This is a genomic window from Olegusella massiliensis (assembly GCF_900078545.1).
GTDB lineage: Bacteria > Actinomycetota > Coriobacteriia > Coriobacteriales > Atopobiaceae > Olegusella > Olegusella massiliensis.
The window spans coordinates 1,463,200-1,479,418 of the sequence record NZ_FLLS01000002.1 but is presented as its reverse complement, the minus strand read 5'-3'; the positions used below and the strand labels follow the sequence as shown (position 1 = coordinate 1,479,418).

The window sequence follows — 16,219 nt, the reverse complement described above, 5'->3', positions numbered from 1 at the left end:
ACGCAATTTGGGCTTACCACACTCTAGAGGCAACATGATGCAACCCCAATGCAAGATAGCATCAGTTTTTTTGTCTGTAACATAAAAATATTTATTTAGAAATATAAGCGCCTAAATTTACCATAGGACAGCTAAACTGCTGGTCTATGCCTCGTTTGCAAAACGGTAAACACTTTCTTCTTGGGACTTGACCGCCTCATTTTCTGCATCTTTTGCAACGCCTGCCATATGCTTGGGTACATAGTTGCTCTTTGCTTGTTCTGCGCGGGCAATATTAAACAAGGTTGGTGCCGAAGACATAGATCCGCCTTCAAGTACGCGAAGATAATCGCGGGAGCTACGCTTAACAGCATCGGAGCTGTTATTCTCAATTTCTTGACGAAGCAGATAATCTACGTAGCTGGACTTGTCTACCACCTCGGGATGACCGGCAACAGGACGGAAAGGCAGCACTGCCGTAGGCGTATCGGGCGCATGCAAGGTAGAAGGATCTAGTTCATCACTTGGGGTACCTGCTGCAGTTGCAGGCTCGGTATCACGGGCTTCCATGGCCGTCATGGCCTGATTCCACAAGTCTTCAGTATTATCTACACAAGCAGTATTGCGGTGTTCAGGATAGATTCCCAAATCGACTTCAGGTATGCGACAGCGAATCTGATCAGCGCGCGAAACAGACTGCATATTGGGCACTACCGTGGGGTTTACATGCGGTTTTGCAGGCTGGGGGACCTCAGGTGTTGCTGGCGTTACATGATGATGAGCCGACATAATATCAAAGTCTTTTTCAGCTGCAAGCACAAACTTGTCTCGACGAAGATTTGCTGCCATAGCAGCGTCCCACCAGTCGGTACCCACATCACCCACACTGCCATCGGCGCGCGTAATCACAGGTACATCCTGCAACATGTCCTGACCTAGACGCTGAGTGAGCATAGCCTTGACACCTGCTGCGCGAGAAGCCATGCGCTGTTTCCAGCTCAGTTTCTCAACGTAATTTTCGGCAATATCTGCATAGTCGGTAGCAACGTGCGCTCCTAGGCCATCAGCTGAGCCGTTTGGAGCAACTGTTGCTGAAGCTTGTGCCTGCTCATCTGCTTGATCTGGTACTGCTTCAGAAACTGCATCCAGCACAACTGGCATACCAGCACACGTATCCCCTGCAACAGACCCAGAGCTTGCATCTGCTGAGACAGAGTCTTTGCTTGCGCGCTGTTCTGCTCGCTTATCTAACTGCTCAGATATGACAAAAATAACAAAGCCGACGATGCCACAAGCAACAGCACCTGTTGCCATACCCATCAAAAAATCGGCTGACGCATGCACAGTGGGCAGCGTGAGCGCCGCTGCAGAGCGGCCCATAGCATAAGCGGGTCTCGCAAGCGAAGTTGTAGCAGCACCAAGAAGACCTGCCACAATAGCTGGCGAATGCGTTGTATACTTCATGGTTCCTCCCCGCTCGCTTACCTGTGCAGCGGGGTACACGAAAGCTAAGGCAAAAGCGCCTTGGTACAGCTTTTGCAACGGCTTGCTGTGTTTGAGTTTCGTGTACCGTCGCGTTTTATCTCGACAAAATAGTCCAGACCTGATGCAACTATAATTCATATCTTAAGAAATGCAAGGATGAAGCTGTTTATTGGTAAAAATTAGTGCCTCTTCTGCTGCAAAAACTAGCAGCGTTTCTTACCATATGCTCAAAAATCGTTGCAACCTCTATACCCCGCAAATCGTTGCAACCTGAGCTTGCAACGATTTCCTTAACAGGCCAACTAGCTACAGTTTTATGTATTTCAGCAGGTAAATTAATTTCGTTGCAACCTGAGGTTGCAACGATGTAAGTGCTAGGTGACTTGCTAAGCTTGGTTATTTGGGACATATTTATCCAAAAAACTACCATTTGCGGCCTTAAATATACTTCTTGATACAAAAGCTAGCTTCTGTTTTAGCTAAGCAGATAAACAAGTACTACTCTATACATGAGTCTCGAAACGAGGGACTGGACATATGTGTTTGGATGAAGTTAAAAATTAAGTATGCAAAAAATTTGGAGTTGGAATATGGAAGCAATTCGAAAATATTTTCCTCGCATAATTTTGGCAGCTGCATGCATATATACTGTATACTACATTATCTTTCTTAGAGATTTCGCATATCTACATTATGATTTTAGGTTTTCGTTTATATGCATGTTATTTGCGCTGCCGATAATTACCTGTGCTCTTGGAATGTTTGTTGCATCAAAAATACTACATGCAACGTCACTGCTAGCCACAAGGCACAAAAACATACTCAAAGGCATCATTTGGCTTGTCGTAATAGTGCTCTATATCGCATTATTTCTATTGAAAAGTAATTTTAGTCAAGCAAAGCCATTGCTTTCGGGTCCCTTGGCTCAATCTACCTTCGATGTAGTTGTCTATGCAATAGAGCATGGCGGCCTGGTTGTTGGCTTGCTGTATGGAACATTAGCTAATAATTCAAGTAATAAGAACGCAGAATAAAGCGCTATACATATACATATATGGCTGCGGGCAAATAGATGCCTATACATCATTTGAAAAGCATCCAACAAGGCATTCTTTAGCAACTGCAATCTTTTTTGATGGTAATTGCAAGAATGCCTTTTGGACCATTTTGACAAGCGATGACAAACTGCTACAGACTAGGACAGGTAGTCACTCTGGGCAGCTTTTTTAGCAGAGCGAATCAAGAACTCCTCGTTATTGTTGGTAGCTTTAAGGCCCTTAACCAGTGCTGTTGCTGCACGCTCGGTATTGTTCATATTGGCAAGAATACGACGAATACCCCAGACAAAGGGCTGAATCTGCGCATCGATAAGCAAATCCTCATTACGCGTACCCGAAGCCACTGGATCGATTGCGGGGAAGATACGACGATCCGCAAGATCACGATCGAGCTTGAGTTCCATATTGCCTGTACCCTTGAACTCCTCAAAGATAACTTCATCCATCTTTGAGCCCGTGTCCACGAGAGCAGACGCGAGAATCGTCAAGGAGCCGCCACCTTCGATATTGCGCGCTGCACCCAAGAACTTCTTGGGCGGATAAAGCGCAGCAGAATCAACACCACCAGAAAGAATACGACCACTAGCAGGCTGGGCAAGATTGTAGGCACGAGCAAGACGCGTGATGGAATCGAGCACCACAACCACATCTTCACCAAGCTCTACCAGGCGCTTTGCATGGTCGATAACCATCTCGGCCACCGCAGTGTGGTTAGATGCAGGCATATCAAAGGTAGATGCCACAACCGTACCGCGAATAGAACGCTCCATATCGGTAACTTCCTCAGGGCGCTCGTCAACCAGCAAGCAAAAGAGATGAACTTCGGGGTTATTAACTGCAATGGACTGGCAGATACGCTTGAGCACGGTAGTCTTTCCGGCCTTAGGAGGCGAAACAATCAACCCACGCTGGCCCTTACCAATGGGAGCCACCAAATCAATCGCGCGACCTGTAGTAGAATCCTTGCCCATTTCCATAACAAGACGCTCATTGGGATAAATCGGCGTCAAATCGCGGAAACGTGGGCGACGTTTAATCTCTTCAGGTGTTTTACCATTAATGGTGTCAATACGCAGCAGTGGCGGGAATTTACTGCTAGAGCGAGCAGGACCCACCATACCCTTGATGCGATCACCAGGGCGCAGGCCATACTGACGCACAATTTGTTGTTGGATAAAAGCATCGTGATCACCTGCAGAAAAATTGCCTGTGCGCAAAAAAGCATAGCCTTCCGCCTGCATCTGTACGACGCCATCCACGTCGCAAAAGCCCTCTGCTGCAGCAGCCGCTGAAAAGAGCTCTTCGATAAGCTCCTTCTTACGACGTCCAACGTAGTCAACACCCAGCTCGGCGGCTTTTTCTCGAAGCTCTGCCACCTTCATCTCAGAAAGATTTTCGAGAGTAAGAGAGGGCTCGACAGTGCGATCAGGAGTATTTTTGTTGCGACGGTTATTGCGACGGTTGCGATTATTTACCACATTTGCCGTACGATCACGACGCGCCTCAGAGTCTCGATCACGCGCAGTTACACGATGGCGACGACGCGGAGTATGAACTTCATTTGTTTCAGCTGACTCTGAAGACTCACCATTTTCTTGAGGGACCATCTCGGGATTGGTGACTTGGTCAGAATTGCTAGCTTGGATAGCGGTTTCAGAATTGGTCGCTTGACTGGCGCTCTGGAAATCAGCTAGCTGTATTTCATTTGCTTGCGAAGCTGCAATGTCTGTATTGTGCTCGGCAAGCGCAGCTGTGGGATGAATCTCATCGGGAGAAGCTACCTCTGTGGGGGTTTCACCCTGGGTCTCGGTAGCAGCAGTTTCCACCTTGACCTTTGCACTGCTACGCGTACGCCTTTTACGCGGCTTGGACGCGGGGGCTTCTTCAGACGTTTCTGGCCGAACATCTGCTTCTGCCTCAGCTACGACCTTCTTCCTGCGACGCCTCACAGGTTTTGTAGCTGGCTCGGTAGCAGACACATCGCTATCCAGGCTTAAAGCAGTTTGGCCCGTCTCTGCTGTAGCTGCTACTTTACGTGTACGTCTACGCCGAGGTTTGGGGGTCTCTTCGGTGCTGACGGATGTATCACCAGATCCTAACTCAGGAGAAGCATTGTTTTGTTGTGTAACGGACGCTTCTTCACCGAGTTTTTCAGCAACGATATTTTCTTCCATGCAGGTACTACCTTCCTGGGCGCTCTGCAACAACAGCCCATCTCAAAGGGGTATCCCAGCTTTGCATTACAACGTGATACATGTCGATGTACTAACCACTTTGATTGTGCTTGCTAGAAAAGATTGAATGCGCAAGCTTGCGCGGACTTGTCACATAATAACATTATCAACTATATCAATGTTGGCAAGAATACTATATTTTTTTGAGAATCCCTTTGAGAAGTAAAAATTACTGTCTGCGAGCACGACGGACAGGAGTCAATGCCTCAATACAATCATTGAGACTCTTTGCTTCCGCACGCCCTTCTTTGGTCAAAGAGACAGGATGTGAGGATTTGCCACGCAAAGATGCATCACGATTAAGCAAGCCATCGCGAGCCAAAGCAGAAACAGCCATCGACACCGTAGGCTGTAAAAATCCCAGCGCATCGACAATGGCACCGATGGTTGCCTGGCCATCGAGTTGTGTGTAGAGTGCAAGCAATACTAAGTCGCGAGCCATTACATCAATAGAGCCCATGGCATCAACATACTTACGCACATGATCAGTGGTTGGACGATTGGACAGCAAATGTGCGAGTTCAGAGCGTGTTTGCGAGCAAAGCTTGGCGGCCATCTCTGCACCGTCATCACTGAGGTTACACAAAACATTACGACAGTCAGTATTGCCCTGTGTACGCATAATAAAACCGAGATCGGCAAGGTGCTTTGTGCGGTGTGTCATCGTGGGGCGCAGGCAGCCCTGATATTCAGCAATATCCGAGGTACGTAAGCCCTCAGGCAAGAGAGAAAGTCTGCATAAAATTGCAAATTCAGAAAAGGTGAGACGCCGATCTGCATCGCACCTCTGGCGGATGGTGTTGTAGGCGCGGCGAATTGCCAAATACTCACGTACCTCCACAAGAAACCTCCTCCAGTAAAAGCACTCCCTATGAGCCATTATGCCCCATTGGTAGCTTGAAACTTCACTTCCTCCTGTTAGAACTTTAACGCGAAAAGAATTTATATGAACTCATATAGATAAAAATTTTCACATATTTGTAAAGAACTGCTAATACGTTAGATTCACACAGCGCAAAAAGCTGGGTCTCGAATGGACATCTACTAAGCAAAGCAAAACACATGGCAGTAAGCTTCATGGTTTTGTTGATAAAAAAGCCCGAGGCACACACCTCGGGCTTACCTAGTGCTTTTTTGCAGCTAAAAATCAGCCTTACATAACCTCAGGAGCAGAAACACCAATCAGCTTGAGGGCAATCGCAAGGTTAATACGAACGGCATCGATTGCAGCCAGACGTGCGTGGGAAAGCTCGGCATCCACGGGGCGGCCTTCACTAGGCAGTACCTGACAATGCTGGTAGAAGCCGTGGAACGAAGCGGCAAGCTCCTCACAGAAGTGAGTCAAACGGAAGGGCGCACGGTCACGTGCACAGGAAGCAACAAGCTCAGGGAACTCAGAAATCTTGCGAGCAAGAGCTGCCTCAGAGGGCTCGGTAAGCAGCGACAGATTATAGTCTGCACCAATGGCCTTGCTGGCAACAACATCCATGCCAAGCTCGCGAGCTTCATCCTCATTGACCCCTGCAGCACGACGCAAAATAGAGCAGATGCGCGCATGGGCATACTGTACGTAGAAAACAGGGTTGCTAGCTTCCTGCTTTTTTGCGGCTTCGATATCAAAGTCGATGGTCTGATTTGAGCTTTTGGAAACGAGCGTATAGCGGGTAGCGTCGGTACCAACCTCATCAAGCAGCTCCTTGAAAGAGACCATAGTACCGCGGCGCTTGGACATACGAACAGGCTCACCATTGCGCAGCAAGTTTACAAACTGACCAAGGTTAACCTCAAATTGACCGGGGTAACCTAAGGCGTCGCAGACATTAGTGACGCGGGCAATATAGCCGTGGTGATCGGCACCCCAAAGATCAATGGAGTAGTCATCGCGCTGGAACTTATCCCAGTGATAGGCAACGTCAGAAGCAAAGTAGGTATACTCGCCATTGCTCTTGATGAGAACACGGTCCTTATCATCACCAAAGGCAGTAGACTTAAACCACAACGCACCATCATCGGTCTTGTAGAGATAGCCCTTCTTGTCAAGCTTTGCAAAGGCGCGATCAACAGGAGAAGTACCCGTCTCATCCTTGATATAGAGAGTCCGCTCGGAGAACCACAAATCTAGATCGCAGCGTGCTTGGTGGCAGGTAGCCTTGATGCGGGCAAGCATTGCCTGATACGCGCGCTCACGGAACTCATCAGTACGCACTTCAGGCGCAACGTCATACCACTTGTCGCCATCAGCCTCATAAAACTCGCGCGCGATGTCAATGATGTAGTCACCGCCGTAGGAGTTGCCGCCCAAAGCCTCGTTAAAAGCATCCATGTAGGGATGCTGCTCGGGATGCTCGTCCATCTCGTCGTCGACATATGCTTCACGATCTGCCAAAAGCGTGGCATGAGCGGTAGCAACGTCCACATTGTCCTTGCGTATAACCTCAACAAGTTGCAGATAACGCGTAGCAACAGAGCTACCAAAAACATCCATCTGAGAACCGTGATCGTTGATGTAATACTCACGATCAACCTTGAAGTTGGTGTGATCAAAGATATTGCACATTGAGTCACCAAGCGCTACCCAACGGCCATGGCCAACATGCAAAGGACCCGTGGGGTTGGCAGAAATAAACTCATAATTCAGCTTGAGGCCATTACCTACATTAGATTTGCCCCAATCAGCACCAGCTTCGCGTACTAGACGGAAAACATCGTTGCTTGCAGCAGCGCTGAGATAGAAATTGATAAAGCCAGGACCTGCAACCTCAACCTTAGAAATCTGCTTGTCCTCGGGCATATGAGCCACAATAGCGGCAGCAATTTTGGCGGGAGCTGCATGAGCAAGACGAGCAGAGCGCAATGCAACTGTCGAGGTCCAATCACCATTGTCAGCGTCAGCCGGTCGCTCGACTCCGCAGTCTTCCAACTCGAAGCTTGCAAGGTCGCCTGCCTGTTGGGCAGCGGCAATCGCCTGCCTGATAAGTTCCTCGATCTTTTCGGGCATACTGCACTCCTTCGGTCATACGTCAAATCCTGCGTCAGCAAGCTGCTGTCGCATCATAAATAGTAAGTTTAGCAAAACCACTGCTTGTATCGAGCACTATCAAAGAGATACACAAGCTACACGTTAGCGAGTCTTAGAAGCAGCTCGTCTCTCCGTACGTGCCAAATCGTGACGCAACTTGTCAAGTCCTGGCTCCAATCCCACAGGATAGGTCTGGGGATTGAGGAAGCGTTTGACGGCAGGATCAAGTCTCATCAGCGAATCACGGCAGCGCTCTTTTGCAACGGCAATAGTGTCGGGCTCTTTGCAGCGTTTGCCATCATCGACAATCTGCTCAAGCAACTCGATACCTGTCGCACCAGTAAAATCGTAGGTAGTTAAAGGATCGTTGACATCCACAGCAATCATGCTGTTGCCCACCGCTACCGAATCATCCACTATCTGATCGCCTACGGGACGTCCCGCATCATCAACAAAGCGAATGACATGCATACTGCCTGGTAGAGTACGTTTATAGGCCTGCTCGGAGAGCTTAATCTTAGGCAACCAAGGCTCTTCTTTGCTATTGCGTACTGCCGATAGCTTATAGACACCACCCAGCGAGGGCTGAGGATCGCAGGTAGCAAGCTTGGTACCCACACCAAAAGAATCAATAGGCGCACCCTGTGCAAAAAGAGACTGGATAGTGTATTCATCAAGGTCGTTAGAAGCGCTGATTTTTACATAAGGCAAACCCGCTTCATCAAAGGCTTCACGAGTTTCTTTAGTGAGTTTGGCAAGGTCACCCGAATCAATACGGATAGCCGCCAAGCGCTCCCCTGCCGCTTCCATCTCTTTTGCAACCTTGATAGCATTTTTGATACCTTGATGGACATCGTAGGTATCGAGCAGAAGCACACAATTTTTAGGACTGGATTTTGCAAAGGCACGGAAGGCCTCGATCTCGGTTGGGAAAGCCATAACCCAACTGTGGGCGTGTGTACCAAAAACAGGTATATCGTAAATTTTTCCGGCAAGGACATTGGATGTGCTCGAAGCGCCACCAATATAAGAGGCACGAGCAACGGCAAGGCCCCCATCGGGACCCTGAGCACGACGTAGACCAAAGTCTGAGACGGCATGACCTTGAGCTGCCGTAACAACACGAGCGGTCTTGGTAGCTACCAAGGTCTGGAAGTTTATAAGATTTAGCAAAGCGGTCTCAAGTAGCTGGCAATCAATCACAGGACCTTGCACGCGCACAAGTGGCTCACGCGGGAAAATCAAATCACCCTCACGAGGGGCCCAAATGTCAACATGCATACGGAAATCGCGCAGATAGTCAATAAAGCCTTGCTTAAAAAGAAGCCCGCCACCAGGTGCGGGCAAAGCGGCAAGATATTCGAGCGCATCTTCATTAAACACAAAGTTTTCTACAAGTTCAGCAATCTGGCCCTGACCGCAGGAGACAGCGTATCCGCCGTCAAAGGGACACTCACGGAAAAAGACGTTGAAACACGCTTCTCCCTGGTTGAGGCCAGACTCCCAAAAGCCCTGAGCCATGGTTAGCTCGTAAAGGTCGGTATTAAGCGCGACATCCTGCGGAGTCGTGCGGTCGGTTAAGGCCATCTGATGTTCCTCCCCGAAAAAACTTTGTCTACGGGAGGCAACGAGTAGTCCCCGCAAACACTTCGCACTACAGAGTACCACGAGACGAAAAAACAGGTCCCCCCCAAGCTGCCTTTGCCACGAAAGCTAAAACGAGGCATGTAGCAGCCATAGAGTCTGAACTACTTCAGAAAATGCGAAACCACAATCATAAGGACAAGCAACGCAATAACAGCAAGGACGATTTTTTGTCCCATTGGCATGTTGAGATCGTCTTCGTCGGGCTCCATGAACTTGCGACCCTGCTCGCGCAAAGCGGCTTCGCGCTTGATTGCCTCTGCCTCGCGAGCAGCGCGAGCACGCTCCTCTTTGAGACGTTGCAGTTCCGCACGATCACGAGCGGCCTGTGCCGCCTCTTGTTGGGCAGCTTTCTCTGCACGAAGCTGCTCGAGCTCAGCGCGCTCTGCTTCTGTGAGTTCATCTGCCATGATTGTTCTCCTTGCTCTATGCGCTCGTAATCTATGCCCTCGTAATAATCTACTCACGCCAGTCTAGCGTTTTGTTACGTTGGAGACAAAATAGAACTTTAGGTAGAAGAGTTTAAGCCGCCAGACACAAAAGAAGCGCCCCTGCTCCTGCAAAAATGCAGGTAAACAGGGGCGATATCACAAAATCAAATGGTGGAGATGAAGGGATTCGAACCCTCGGCCTCTGCCTTGCGAAGGCAGCGCTCTCCCAGCTGAGCTACATCCCCGATTAAAATGCTGCGTTGGTAATTGTGGCAATTTGCACAACATATGTCAACCGATACGCAGCTTAGGCAAGGCATATCATCACAGCCATACGGCAAACGCAGCGTACTACTTTGCTTGGCAACTTCGTGCCATAATGTGAGACGTCCAGCTATAAAAACTATACATTTAGTAGCATACTTGCCTTTGTCACTCAGGGAGAACCTATGGATAAGCAGGACTTTTACGCAGGCCGCGAATTTTTTGCTCATGATTTTTTGGGGGCCCACCTTAGTGATACAGGCATGGTATGGCGTACGTTTGCGCCAAGCGCTGAGGGCATTGTCGTAATTGGCGATTCTGGCGAATGGCCCATGCATAAAATTTATGATGGCAATTTTTGGGAAGTAGAGGCCGAAGGTATTGGCTATGGGGAGCACTATGTCTACCGCATCTACCATGGCGGCAGCTACCAAGATCACTGCGACCCTTACGGCTTTGCAATGGAACTCCGCCCTGATTGGCGCAGCATCAGCTGCGATTTAAGTTACCAATGGCACGACCAAAAGTGGATGGCAACGCGCAAAAAAAATGGTACAACTGCCAGCTATACCGCTCCCATCAATATCTACGAGATGCACCTTGGCAGTTGGCGCAAGCACTCAGGTGAGCAGGTGTCTGATGACCCTGCAGATTGGTACAGCTATTCTGAACTCGCGGAAATTCTTCCCGCATATCTAAAAGAAAACGCTTATAACTACGTCGAATTTATGCCTTTGGCAGAGCATCCCTTTGACGGTAGCTGGGGCTACCAAACTACGGGTTTTTTTGCTGCAACCAGCCGCTATGGCTCCCCCACCCAGCTTATGCAGCTGGTAGATGCCCTACATACCGCAGGTATTGGCGTTATTCTTGACTTCGTACCTGTGCACTTTGCGACTGATGCTTATGGTCTTGCCAACTATGATGGTACGCCGCTGTTTGAATATCCCCATGCAGCCGTTGGCGTCTCTGAATGGGGCAGCCATAACTTCATGCACTCACGTGGCGAAACCTGCTCGTTTTTGCAGTCAGCGGCAAACTTCTGGCTGGCTACCTATCACTTTGATGGCCTACGCTTGGATGCGGTAAGTCGCATCATTTATTGGCAGGGTGATGAGTCCCGTGGCGTCAATGCTAATGCCGTTGAGTTTGTGCGTCGTTTTACCTCGGGTATGCGTAGCCTCAACCCTGGAGCCTTGATGATTGCTGAGGACTCCACTGATTTTGATGGCACCACGCGACCCGTTGAGGAAGGTGGACTCGGTTTTGACTACAAGTGGGATATGGGTTGGATGCACGATACGCTTGAGCTTTTCCAGACTGGTCAGCCGTGGCGTCCCGAAAATTACCACAAGCTATCCTTCTCGATGATGTATTTTCACCGTGAGCGCTATCTTATGCCCCTGTCACATGACGAAGTGGTACACGGTAAAGCTACCATCCTTCAAAAGATGGATGGTGACTACGAGAAGAAATTCCCTCAGGCTCGCACGCTCTATCTTTATATGATTGCCCACCCCGGCAAGGAGCTCAATTTTATGGGTTCGGAATTTGGCCAGCTGCGTGAGTGGGATGAAAAACGTGAGCAGGACTGGATGCTACTTGAATATCCCGTTCATCAAGCATTTGCACGCTACTGCCGCGAGCTCAATCACTGCTATCTCACACATCCTGCCCTTTGGGATCAAGATTATGTCCAGGCGGGCTTCCAATGGCGCCAGGTAGATGATGCGCAGCATATGGTCTATGCCTTTGAGCGCCGCGAACGCGGAGTGGATGGCGAGCGCATTCTCTGCGTGCTCAATCTATCTGACCAGCCATGGCCTGCCTACCAATTACAACTTGACGCCACAACAAAGCTTACGCCGCTTATCAACAGCGACTGGGATATCTACGGGGGTTCATGTCCTCGAGATGCAAAGCTTAGCTATGTGGTAAAAGAAGGTAGTGTGACACTTGACCTAGCTCCGCTTTCAGCTGTGCTTTTACGCCTAGACTAGGCACTTGATACCGCCAAAAGAAAGATTTACGCAGGACGGTAGTGCCGTTTTGCTTGGTTTTGCTTTGGAAAGAAGCTTCACATGGATATGAGTGCCTACGAAATTTGCGAGCTGTGTCCGCGTCATTGCCACGCACGGCGCAACCAAGGGCAAGCCGGCTTTTGCGGTGCCGCGGATGAGCTGCGTATTGCCCGTGCTGCTTTGCATTATTGGGAAGAACCTCCCATTTCTGGTGAGGCGGGTTCTGGTGCAATTTTCTTTACCGGCTGCCCCCTGCGCTGCGTTTTTTGCCAAAATCACGAAATCTCACAGGAAGGCTGTGGTCTCAAAATCACGGTTGAACGCCTTGCAGAAATTATGCTTGAGTTGCAGGCACAAGGTGCACTCAATATTAACCTTGTCACTCCTTTACACTACGGACCACATATCCTTGAGGCTGTACGCATGGCTCGAAAGGCTGGGCTTAGCTTGCCCATTGTCTGTAATACCTCAGGGTATGAGACAGTCGAAGCAGTGCGCGCGATGCAGGGAACTGTTGATATCTGGCTTACCGACTTTAAATACGCCTCAGCCAAACTAGCAACTCTCTCCAAAGCAGCCAACTATCCTGAAGTCGCCGAAGCAGCACTACGTGAAATGCTGCAACTCCTGCGGACTGCAGGCGGGCGTGTCGTAGAACCGGATGGTCGTATGATACGCGGCATCATTGTGCGACACCTTGTGTTACCTGGTCATATAGATGATTCTTGTGCAGTAGTTGACCGTGTATGGGAACTTTGTGGCAACGAGGTCGATCTATCTGTGATGAATCAATATACACCCAACAAAGCCTGTCGATTAGCGGGTGGCAATTTAGCGCGGTCGGTCATCGACGAAGAATATGAAGTTGTGCTTGACCATGCTGATGAGATGGGCTTTGAGCACCTGTGGTGGCAGCAAGGGGGTACCGTTTCCGAAAGTTTTATTCCCGCCTTTGATGCTACGGGTGTCACCAGTCCTGCAGGCCCTGCTCTATAGCATCCAACGTAGGAACTTACGTCAAGTTTGACGTGGCGGCTATTACACCAACCTGAACACCTACTGCGTCACGCTTGACAGCTACTTAGAACGACGACGGATGTCCAAACGCTCAAGATGGTGTTCCTTAACAAAGCGTTCCTTCTCATCCTCAAAGGCAGGATTGTCGGGATCAACGAGCTCGTCTTCCCCTGTGTTCTTGTTGTAATGATGAAGAAGTACGGGCTCAAATAGACGTAAATGCATAGCAAATGCTGCTGAACCAACCACCAGCACACCAAAAACCGCCACACGCGGACCCACACTCACCTGCGTCATAATCAACGTGCCGATGCACAAAAGACCTGTCCAAGCGTACATCGTCAACACGGCACGACGCTGATCAAAACCCCTATTGAGCAGACGATGCTGGATATGTCCACGATCTGCCTGCCCAATACTGACACCTGCTCTAAAGCGGCGAATAATCGCAGAAAACGTATCGATAATGGGCATGCCTGCAATCACCAGCGGCACAATTACCGTAGTAAAGCCAGCAATACGGGTAACAGAAAGCAAAGACACCGTTCCTAGCGTAAAGCCCAACAGCAACGAACCTGAATCACCTAGGAAAATACTCGCGGGATGGAAGTTGTAACGCAAAAAACCAAGTGTTGCTCCTACCAGAGAAATTGCTAGGGTTGCCGCATCGGGACGTCCCGCGAACATCGCCAGCGTAAACATGGTAAAGCCCGCAATACAGGCGATGCCTGAGGCTAAACCATCCAAACCGTCAATCAGGTTAAAAATATTCACATATGCAACGAGATAAAAAACCGTAACCGGATATGCCGCCCAACCAAGATAAAAATAGCTACCACTAAAGGGGTTAACCACCGAGCCTATCATCAAGCCACCCGATACCGCAATAATTGCTGCAAGGAGTTGACCTGCAAGTTTTTGCAAAGGTTTAAGATGAAATTTGTCATCTAAAATGCCCGTGAGAAAAATGATGCCAAAGGCACTCGCCAACACTTGATAGCTAATACCTGCCAAATGTACCGATGGCGAAAGCACGGTTTCCCAGCCAAGATACGTCGTTCCAACGTACTGAACCAGAAAAGCCACTACAATGGCCGCAAATACTGCAATGCCTCCCATACGTGGAATGGGTTGCTTGTTGATACGACGGATGCCAGGGTAGTCAACGGCGTTTACTTTCCACGCAATATGACCTGCCAGAGGTGTCATTGCAAGCGAGGCGACAAGGGCAGAGAGAAAAACTGCCGCATAGGGCACCCATCTGACATCCATGACACCTCCCCACTAGGGTTTTGCCGGACGGACGCCCGCACCCCAAAGTTGGATTCGCAATCAAATACATCTAGGCATTGTAACTGAAAGCTACACAATCATAAAAATGGGAAGCAGGAAAGCAAATCAAAAAGAAACGCGACGGTATACTACGTGACAGCGAGCTGTAGCAGCTGCACGATAGCTTTGCATTATGAATAGTTTTGCTTTATGGCGGGTTTTTATTATCCGAAGATATTGCTTTGTCATTGCAGCAAAATGTCCTAAGAGTGCTTTTGCAATGCACTCTCAATTTTCCCGCTCTCACAACGCAAGTCAAGACTGGAATTATTCCAACGGTCAACGATAATAAAGGTGTCGTCCCCCTGTGGCACAGAATGGGTGAACCGACAAGCGTTTTTGAGGGAGCTCGCATAGCGTTTCCAGTACAGGAATCCTCCGTTGTTGAGGAAGCTGGAAAAGGCGCTGAGAGCACCCACCTATTATGGGTGGGTTCACAACGTAGCCACAGGGAGGCGATTTTTTGTCCCTATTTTTAGCATGGGGAAAATGCGTGTTCGGCGTATATGCTTACGCACGCAGCCACTGGAGCGCCGGTGGAACACAAACCACAGATGGCAGATGACACGCGCCACAGATGGTTCGCGTTTCGAAGTCGGCAAGCATAAAACGCAGGTCAGATTTTCCTCTAGTTCGACAAACGAACCATCTTTCGGTAAGCAGTTCGACAAACGAACCATCTATCGTTTGAGGCGTCGAAGCTTGGAGCATCTATTCAAGCAAGAAAGACTCCTCAATCACCTCTTGCTTCAAAAAATGCTTGATAATTTTTGGGTCAATGATGCATTATGAACCCAATTCCAATAAAACTGATGAATCGCGAACTCTTTTCTCATGTTGCAGCTGCACCGTAACTCGTAGCGTGTTGAGAGGCTGCATGCAGTCTGCTTTTTAACAGCTTAAGGTTACATCTGGAAATATATCGAGGGCCTATACAAAAAATATCATCAAATACATTTTCCCTAAATGCCAAAAACTATAAACAAGCCAAATCAGTCAAAAAGTTTGTCCCCTCTCGGGGATCGAAGTCAATCAACAACAGCAAGGTTCACGGGCATTTCAGAAGACACATTGTTTCCGTCCCCTCTCGGGGATCTAAGTCAATCAACACTACAGCGAACGCGGCTTTTAGCGCGTTCGATACTTACGTGTTTCCGTCCCCTCTCGGGGATCTAAGTCAATCAACTAGGGCTTGGCCTTCTGCACAAAAGACCCCCCATACCCTAGTTTCCGTCCCCTCTCGGGGATCTAAGTCAATCAACCCTACTTAATCACTGATGAAGTGATTTTTGACGTGCATGTTTCCGTCCCCTCTCGGGGATCTAAGTCAATCAACTGGAACCAACGTATCGCAATGGGATTGGCACGGTAACACGTTTCCGTCCCCTCTCGGGGATCTAAGTCAATCAACACTACAGCGAACGCGGCTTTTAGCGCGTTCGATACTTACGTGTTTCCGTCCCCTCTCGGGGATCTAAGTCAATCAACTAGGGCTTGGCCTTCTGCACAAAAGACCCCCCATACCCTAGTTTCCGTCCCCTCTCGGGGATCTAAGTCAATCAACCCTACTTAATCACTGATGAAGTGATTTTTGACGTGCATGTTTCCGTCCCCTCTCGGGGATCTAAGTCAATCAACTGGAACCAACGTATCGCAATGGGATTGGCACGGTAACACGTTTCCGTCCCCTCTCGGGGATCTAAGTCAATCAACGTGCAAGGACTGCGTAGAAGAG

At 49.1% G+C, this 16,219-nt stretch carries 10 protein-coding genes, 1 tRNA gene and 1 CRISPR repeat array (1 of these 12 cut by a window edge); of the genes, 3 read left to right on the top strand and 8 right to left on the bottom strand.

Annotated elements, in window-relative coordinates:
* Positions 1-144: 144 nt before the first annotated feature.
* Positions 145-1,443 (bottom strand): hypothetical protein, encoded by a 1,299-nt coding sequence (locus BN4314_RS06725; protein ID WP_068540440.1) that lies wholly within the window; start codon positions 1,441-1,443, stop codon positions 145-147.
* 779 nt (positions 1,444-2,222) lie between these two features.
* Between BN4314_RS06725 and BN4314_RS08290 the strand changes: the two genes are divergently transcribed.
* Positions 2,223-2,498, top strand: a complete 276-nt coding sequence (locus BN4314_RS08290) for a hypothetical protein (protein WP_222859681.1) — start codon at positions 2,223-2,225, stop codon at positions 2,496-2,498.
* A gap of 161 nt (positions 2,499-2,659) precedes the next feature.
* Here the strand turns inward: BN4314_RS08290 and rho are convergent, their stop codons facing one another.
* From rho to BN4314_RS06690, 6 genes are all read right to left on the bottom strand, one after another.
* Positions 2,660-4,696, bottom strand: coding sequence for a transcription termination factor Rho (rho, locus tag BN4314_RS08020; RefSeq protein WP_082911209.1), 2,037 nt, complete (start codon positions 4,694-4,696; stop codon positions 2,660-2,662).
* A gap of 229 nt (positions 4,697-4,925) precedes the next feature.
* Complete coding sequence (locus tag BN4314_RS06710) at positions 4,926-5,597, bottom strand: MarR family transcriptional regulator (RefSeq protein WP_068540436.1); 672 nt, start codon at positions 5,595-5,597, stop codon at positions 4,926-4,928.
* Positions 5,598-5,909: 312 nt separating this feature from the next.
* The gene (gene argS / locus BN4314_RS06705) at positions 5,910-7,754 is read right to left on the bottom strand and encodes an arginine--tRNA ligase (protein WP_068540434.1); all 1,845 of its coding nucleotides are present in this window, start codon (positions 7,752-7,754) and stop codon (positions 5,910-5,912) included.
* A gap of 123 nt (positions 7,755-7,877) precedes the next feature.
* Entirely contained in the window at positions 7,878-9,362 is a 1,485-nt protein-coding gene (locus BN4314_RS06700; protein ID WP_068540432.1) for a nicotinate phosphoribosyltransferase, read from the bottom strand.
* 161 nt (positions 9,363-9,523) lie between these two features.
* Positions 9,524-9,829 (bottom strand): hypothetical protein, encoded by a 306-nt coding sequence (locus BN4314_RS06695; protein WP_021735512.1) that lies wholly within the window; start codon positions 9,827-9,829, stop codon positions 9,524-9,526.
* 190 nt (positions 9,830-10,019) lie between these two features.
* Positions 10,020-10,095, bottom strand: a tRNA-Ala gene (locus BN4314_RS06690).
* Between the two features lie 204 nt (positions 10,096-10,299).
* Here BN4314_RS06690 and glgB point away from each other — a divergent pair.
* Both glgB and BN4314_RS06680 read left to right on the top strand, forming a co-directional pair.
* The gene (glgB, locus tag BN4314_RS06685; RefSeq protein ID WP_068540429.1) at positions 10,300-12,114 is read left to right on the top strand and encodes a 1,4-alpha-glucan branching protein GlgB; all 1,815 of its coding nucleotides are present in this window, start codon (positions 10,300-10,302) and stop codon (positions 12,112-12,114) included.
* 87 nt (positions 12,115-12,201) lie between these two features.
* Positions 12,202-13,131, top strand: a complete 930-nt coding sequence (locus BN4314_RS06680) for a radical SAM protein (protein ID WP_232309732.1) — start codon at positions 12,202-12,204, stop codon at positions 13,129-13,131.
* 81 nt (positions 13,132-13,212) lie between these two features.
* Here the strand turns inward: BN4314_RS06680 and BN4314_RS06675 are convergent, their stop codons facing one another.
* Entirely contained in the window at positions 13,213-14,424 is a 1,212-nt protein-coding gene (locus BN4314_RS06675; protein ID WP_068540424.1) for a glycosyltransferase family 4 protein, read from the bottom strand.
* 1,061 nt (positions 14,425-15,485) lie between these two features.
* Positions 15,486-16,219: direct repeats of the CRISPR family, unit length 36 nt; unit sequence GTTTCCGTCCCCTCTCGGGGATCTAAGTCAATCAAC; it runs 733 nt beyond the window's last position.

What these genes read in the sequence shown, in the direction of transcription:
- rho (WP_082911209.1), bottom strand. Translation starts at nt 4,696, where the DNA reads ATGGAAGAAAATATCGTTGCTGAAAAACTCGGTGAAGAAGCGTCCGTT.
- BN4314_RS08290 (WP_222859681.1), top strand. Translation starts at nt 2,223, where the DNA reads ATGTTTGTTGCATCAAAAATACTACATGCAACGTCACTGCTAGCCACA.
- BN4314_RS06680 (WP_232309732.1), top strand. Translation starts at nt 12,202, where the DNA reads ATGAGTGCCTACGAAATTTGCGAGCTGTGTCCGCGTCATTGCCACGCA.
- BN4314_RS06675 (WP_068540424.1), bottom strand. Translation starts at nt 14,424, where the DNA reads ATGGATGTCAGATGGGTGCCCTATGCGGCAGTTTTTCTCTCTGCCCTT.
- BN4314_RS06700 (WP_068540432.1), bottom strand. Translation starts at nt 9,362, where the DNA reads ATGGCCTTAACCGACCGCACGACTCCGCAGGATGTCGCGCTTAATACC.
- glgB (WP_068540429.1), top strand. Translation starts at nt 10,300, where the DNA reads ATGGATAAGCAGGACTTTTACGCAGGCCGCGAATTTTTTGCTCATGAT.
- BN4314_RS06725 (WP_068540440.1), bottom strand. Translation starts at nt 1,443, where the DNA reads ATGAAGTATACAACGCATTCGCCAGCTATTGTGGCAGGTCTTCTTGGT.
- argS (WP_068540434.1), bottom strand. Translation starts at nt 7,754, where the DNA reads ATGCCCGAAAAGATCGAGGAACTTATCAGGCAGGCGATTGCCGCTGCC.
- BN4314_RS06695 (WP_021735512.1), bottom strand. Translation starts at nt 9,829, where the DNA reads ATGGCAGATGAACTCACAGAAGCAGAGCGCGCTGAGCTCGAGCAGCTT.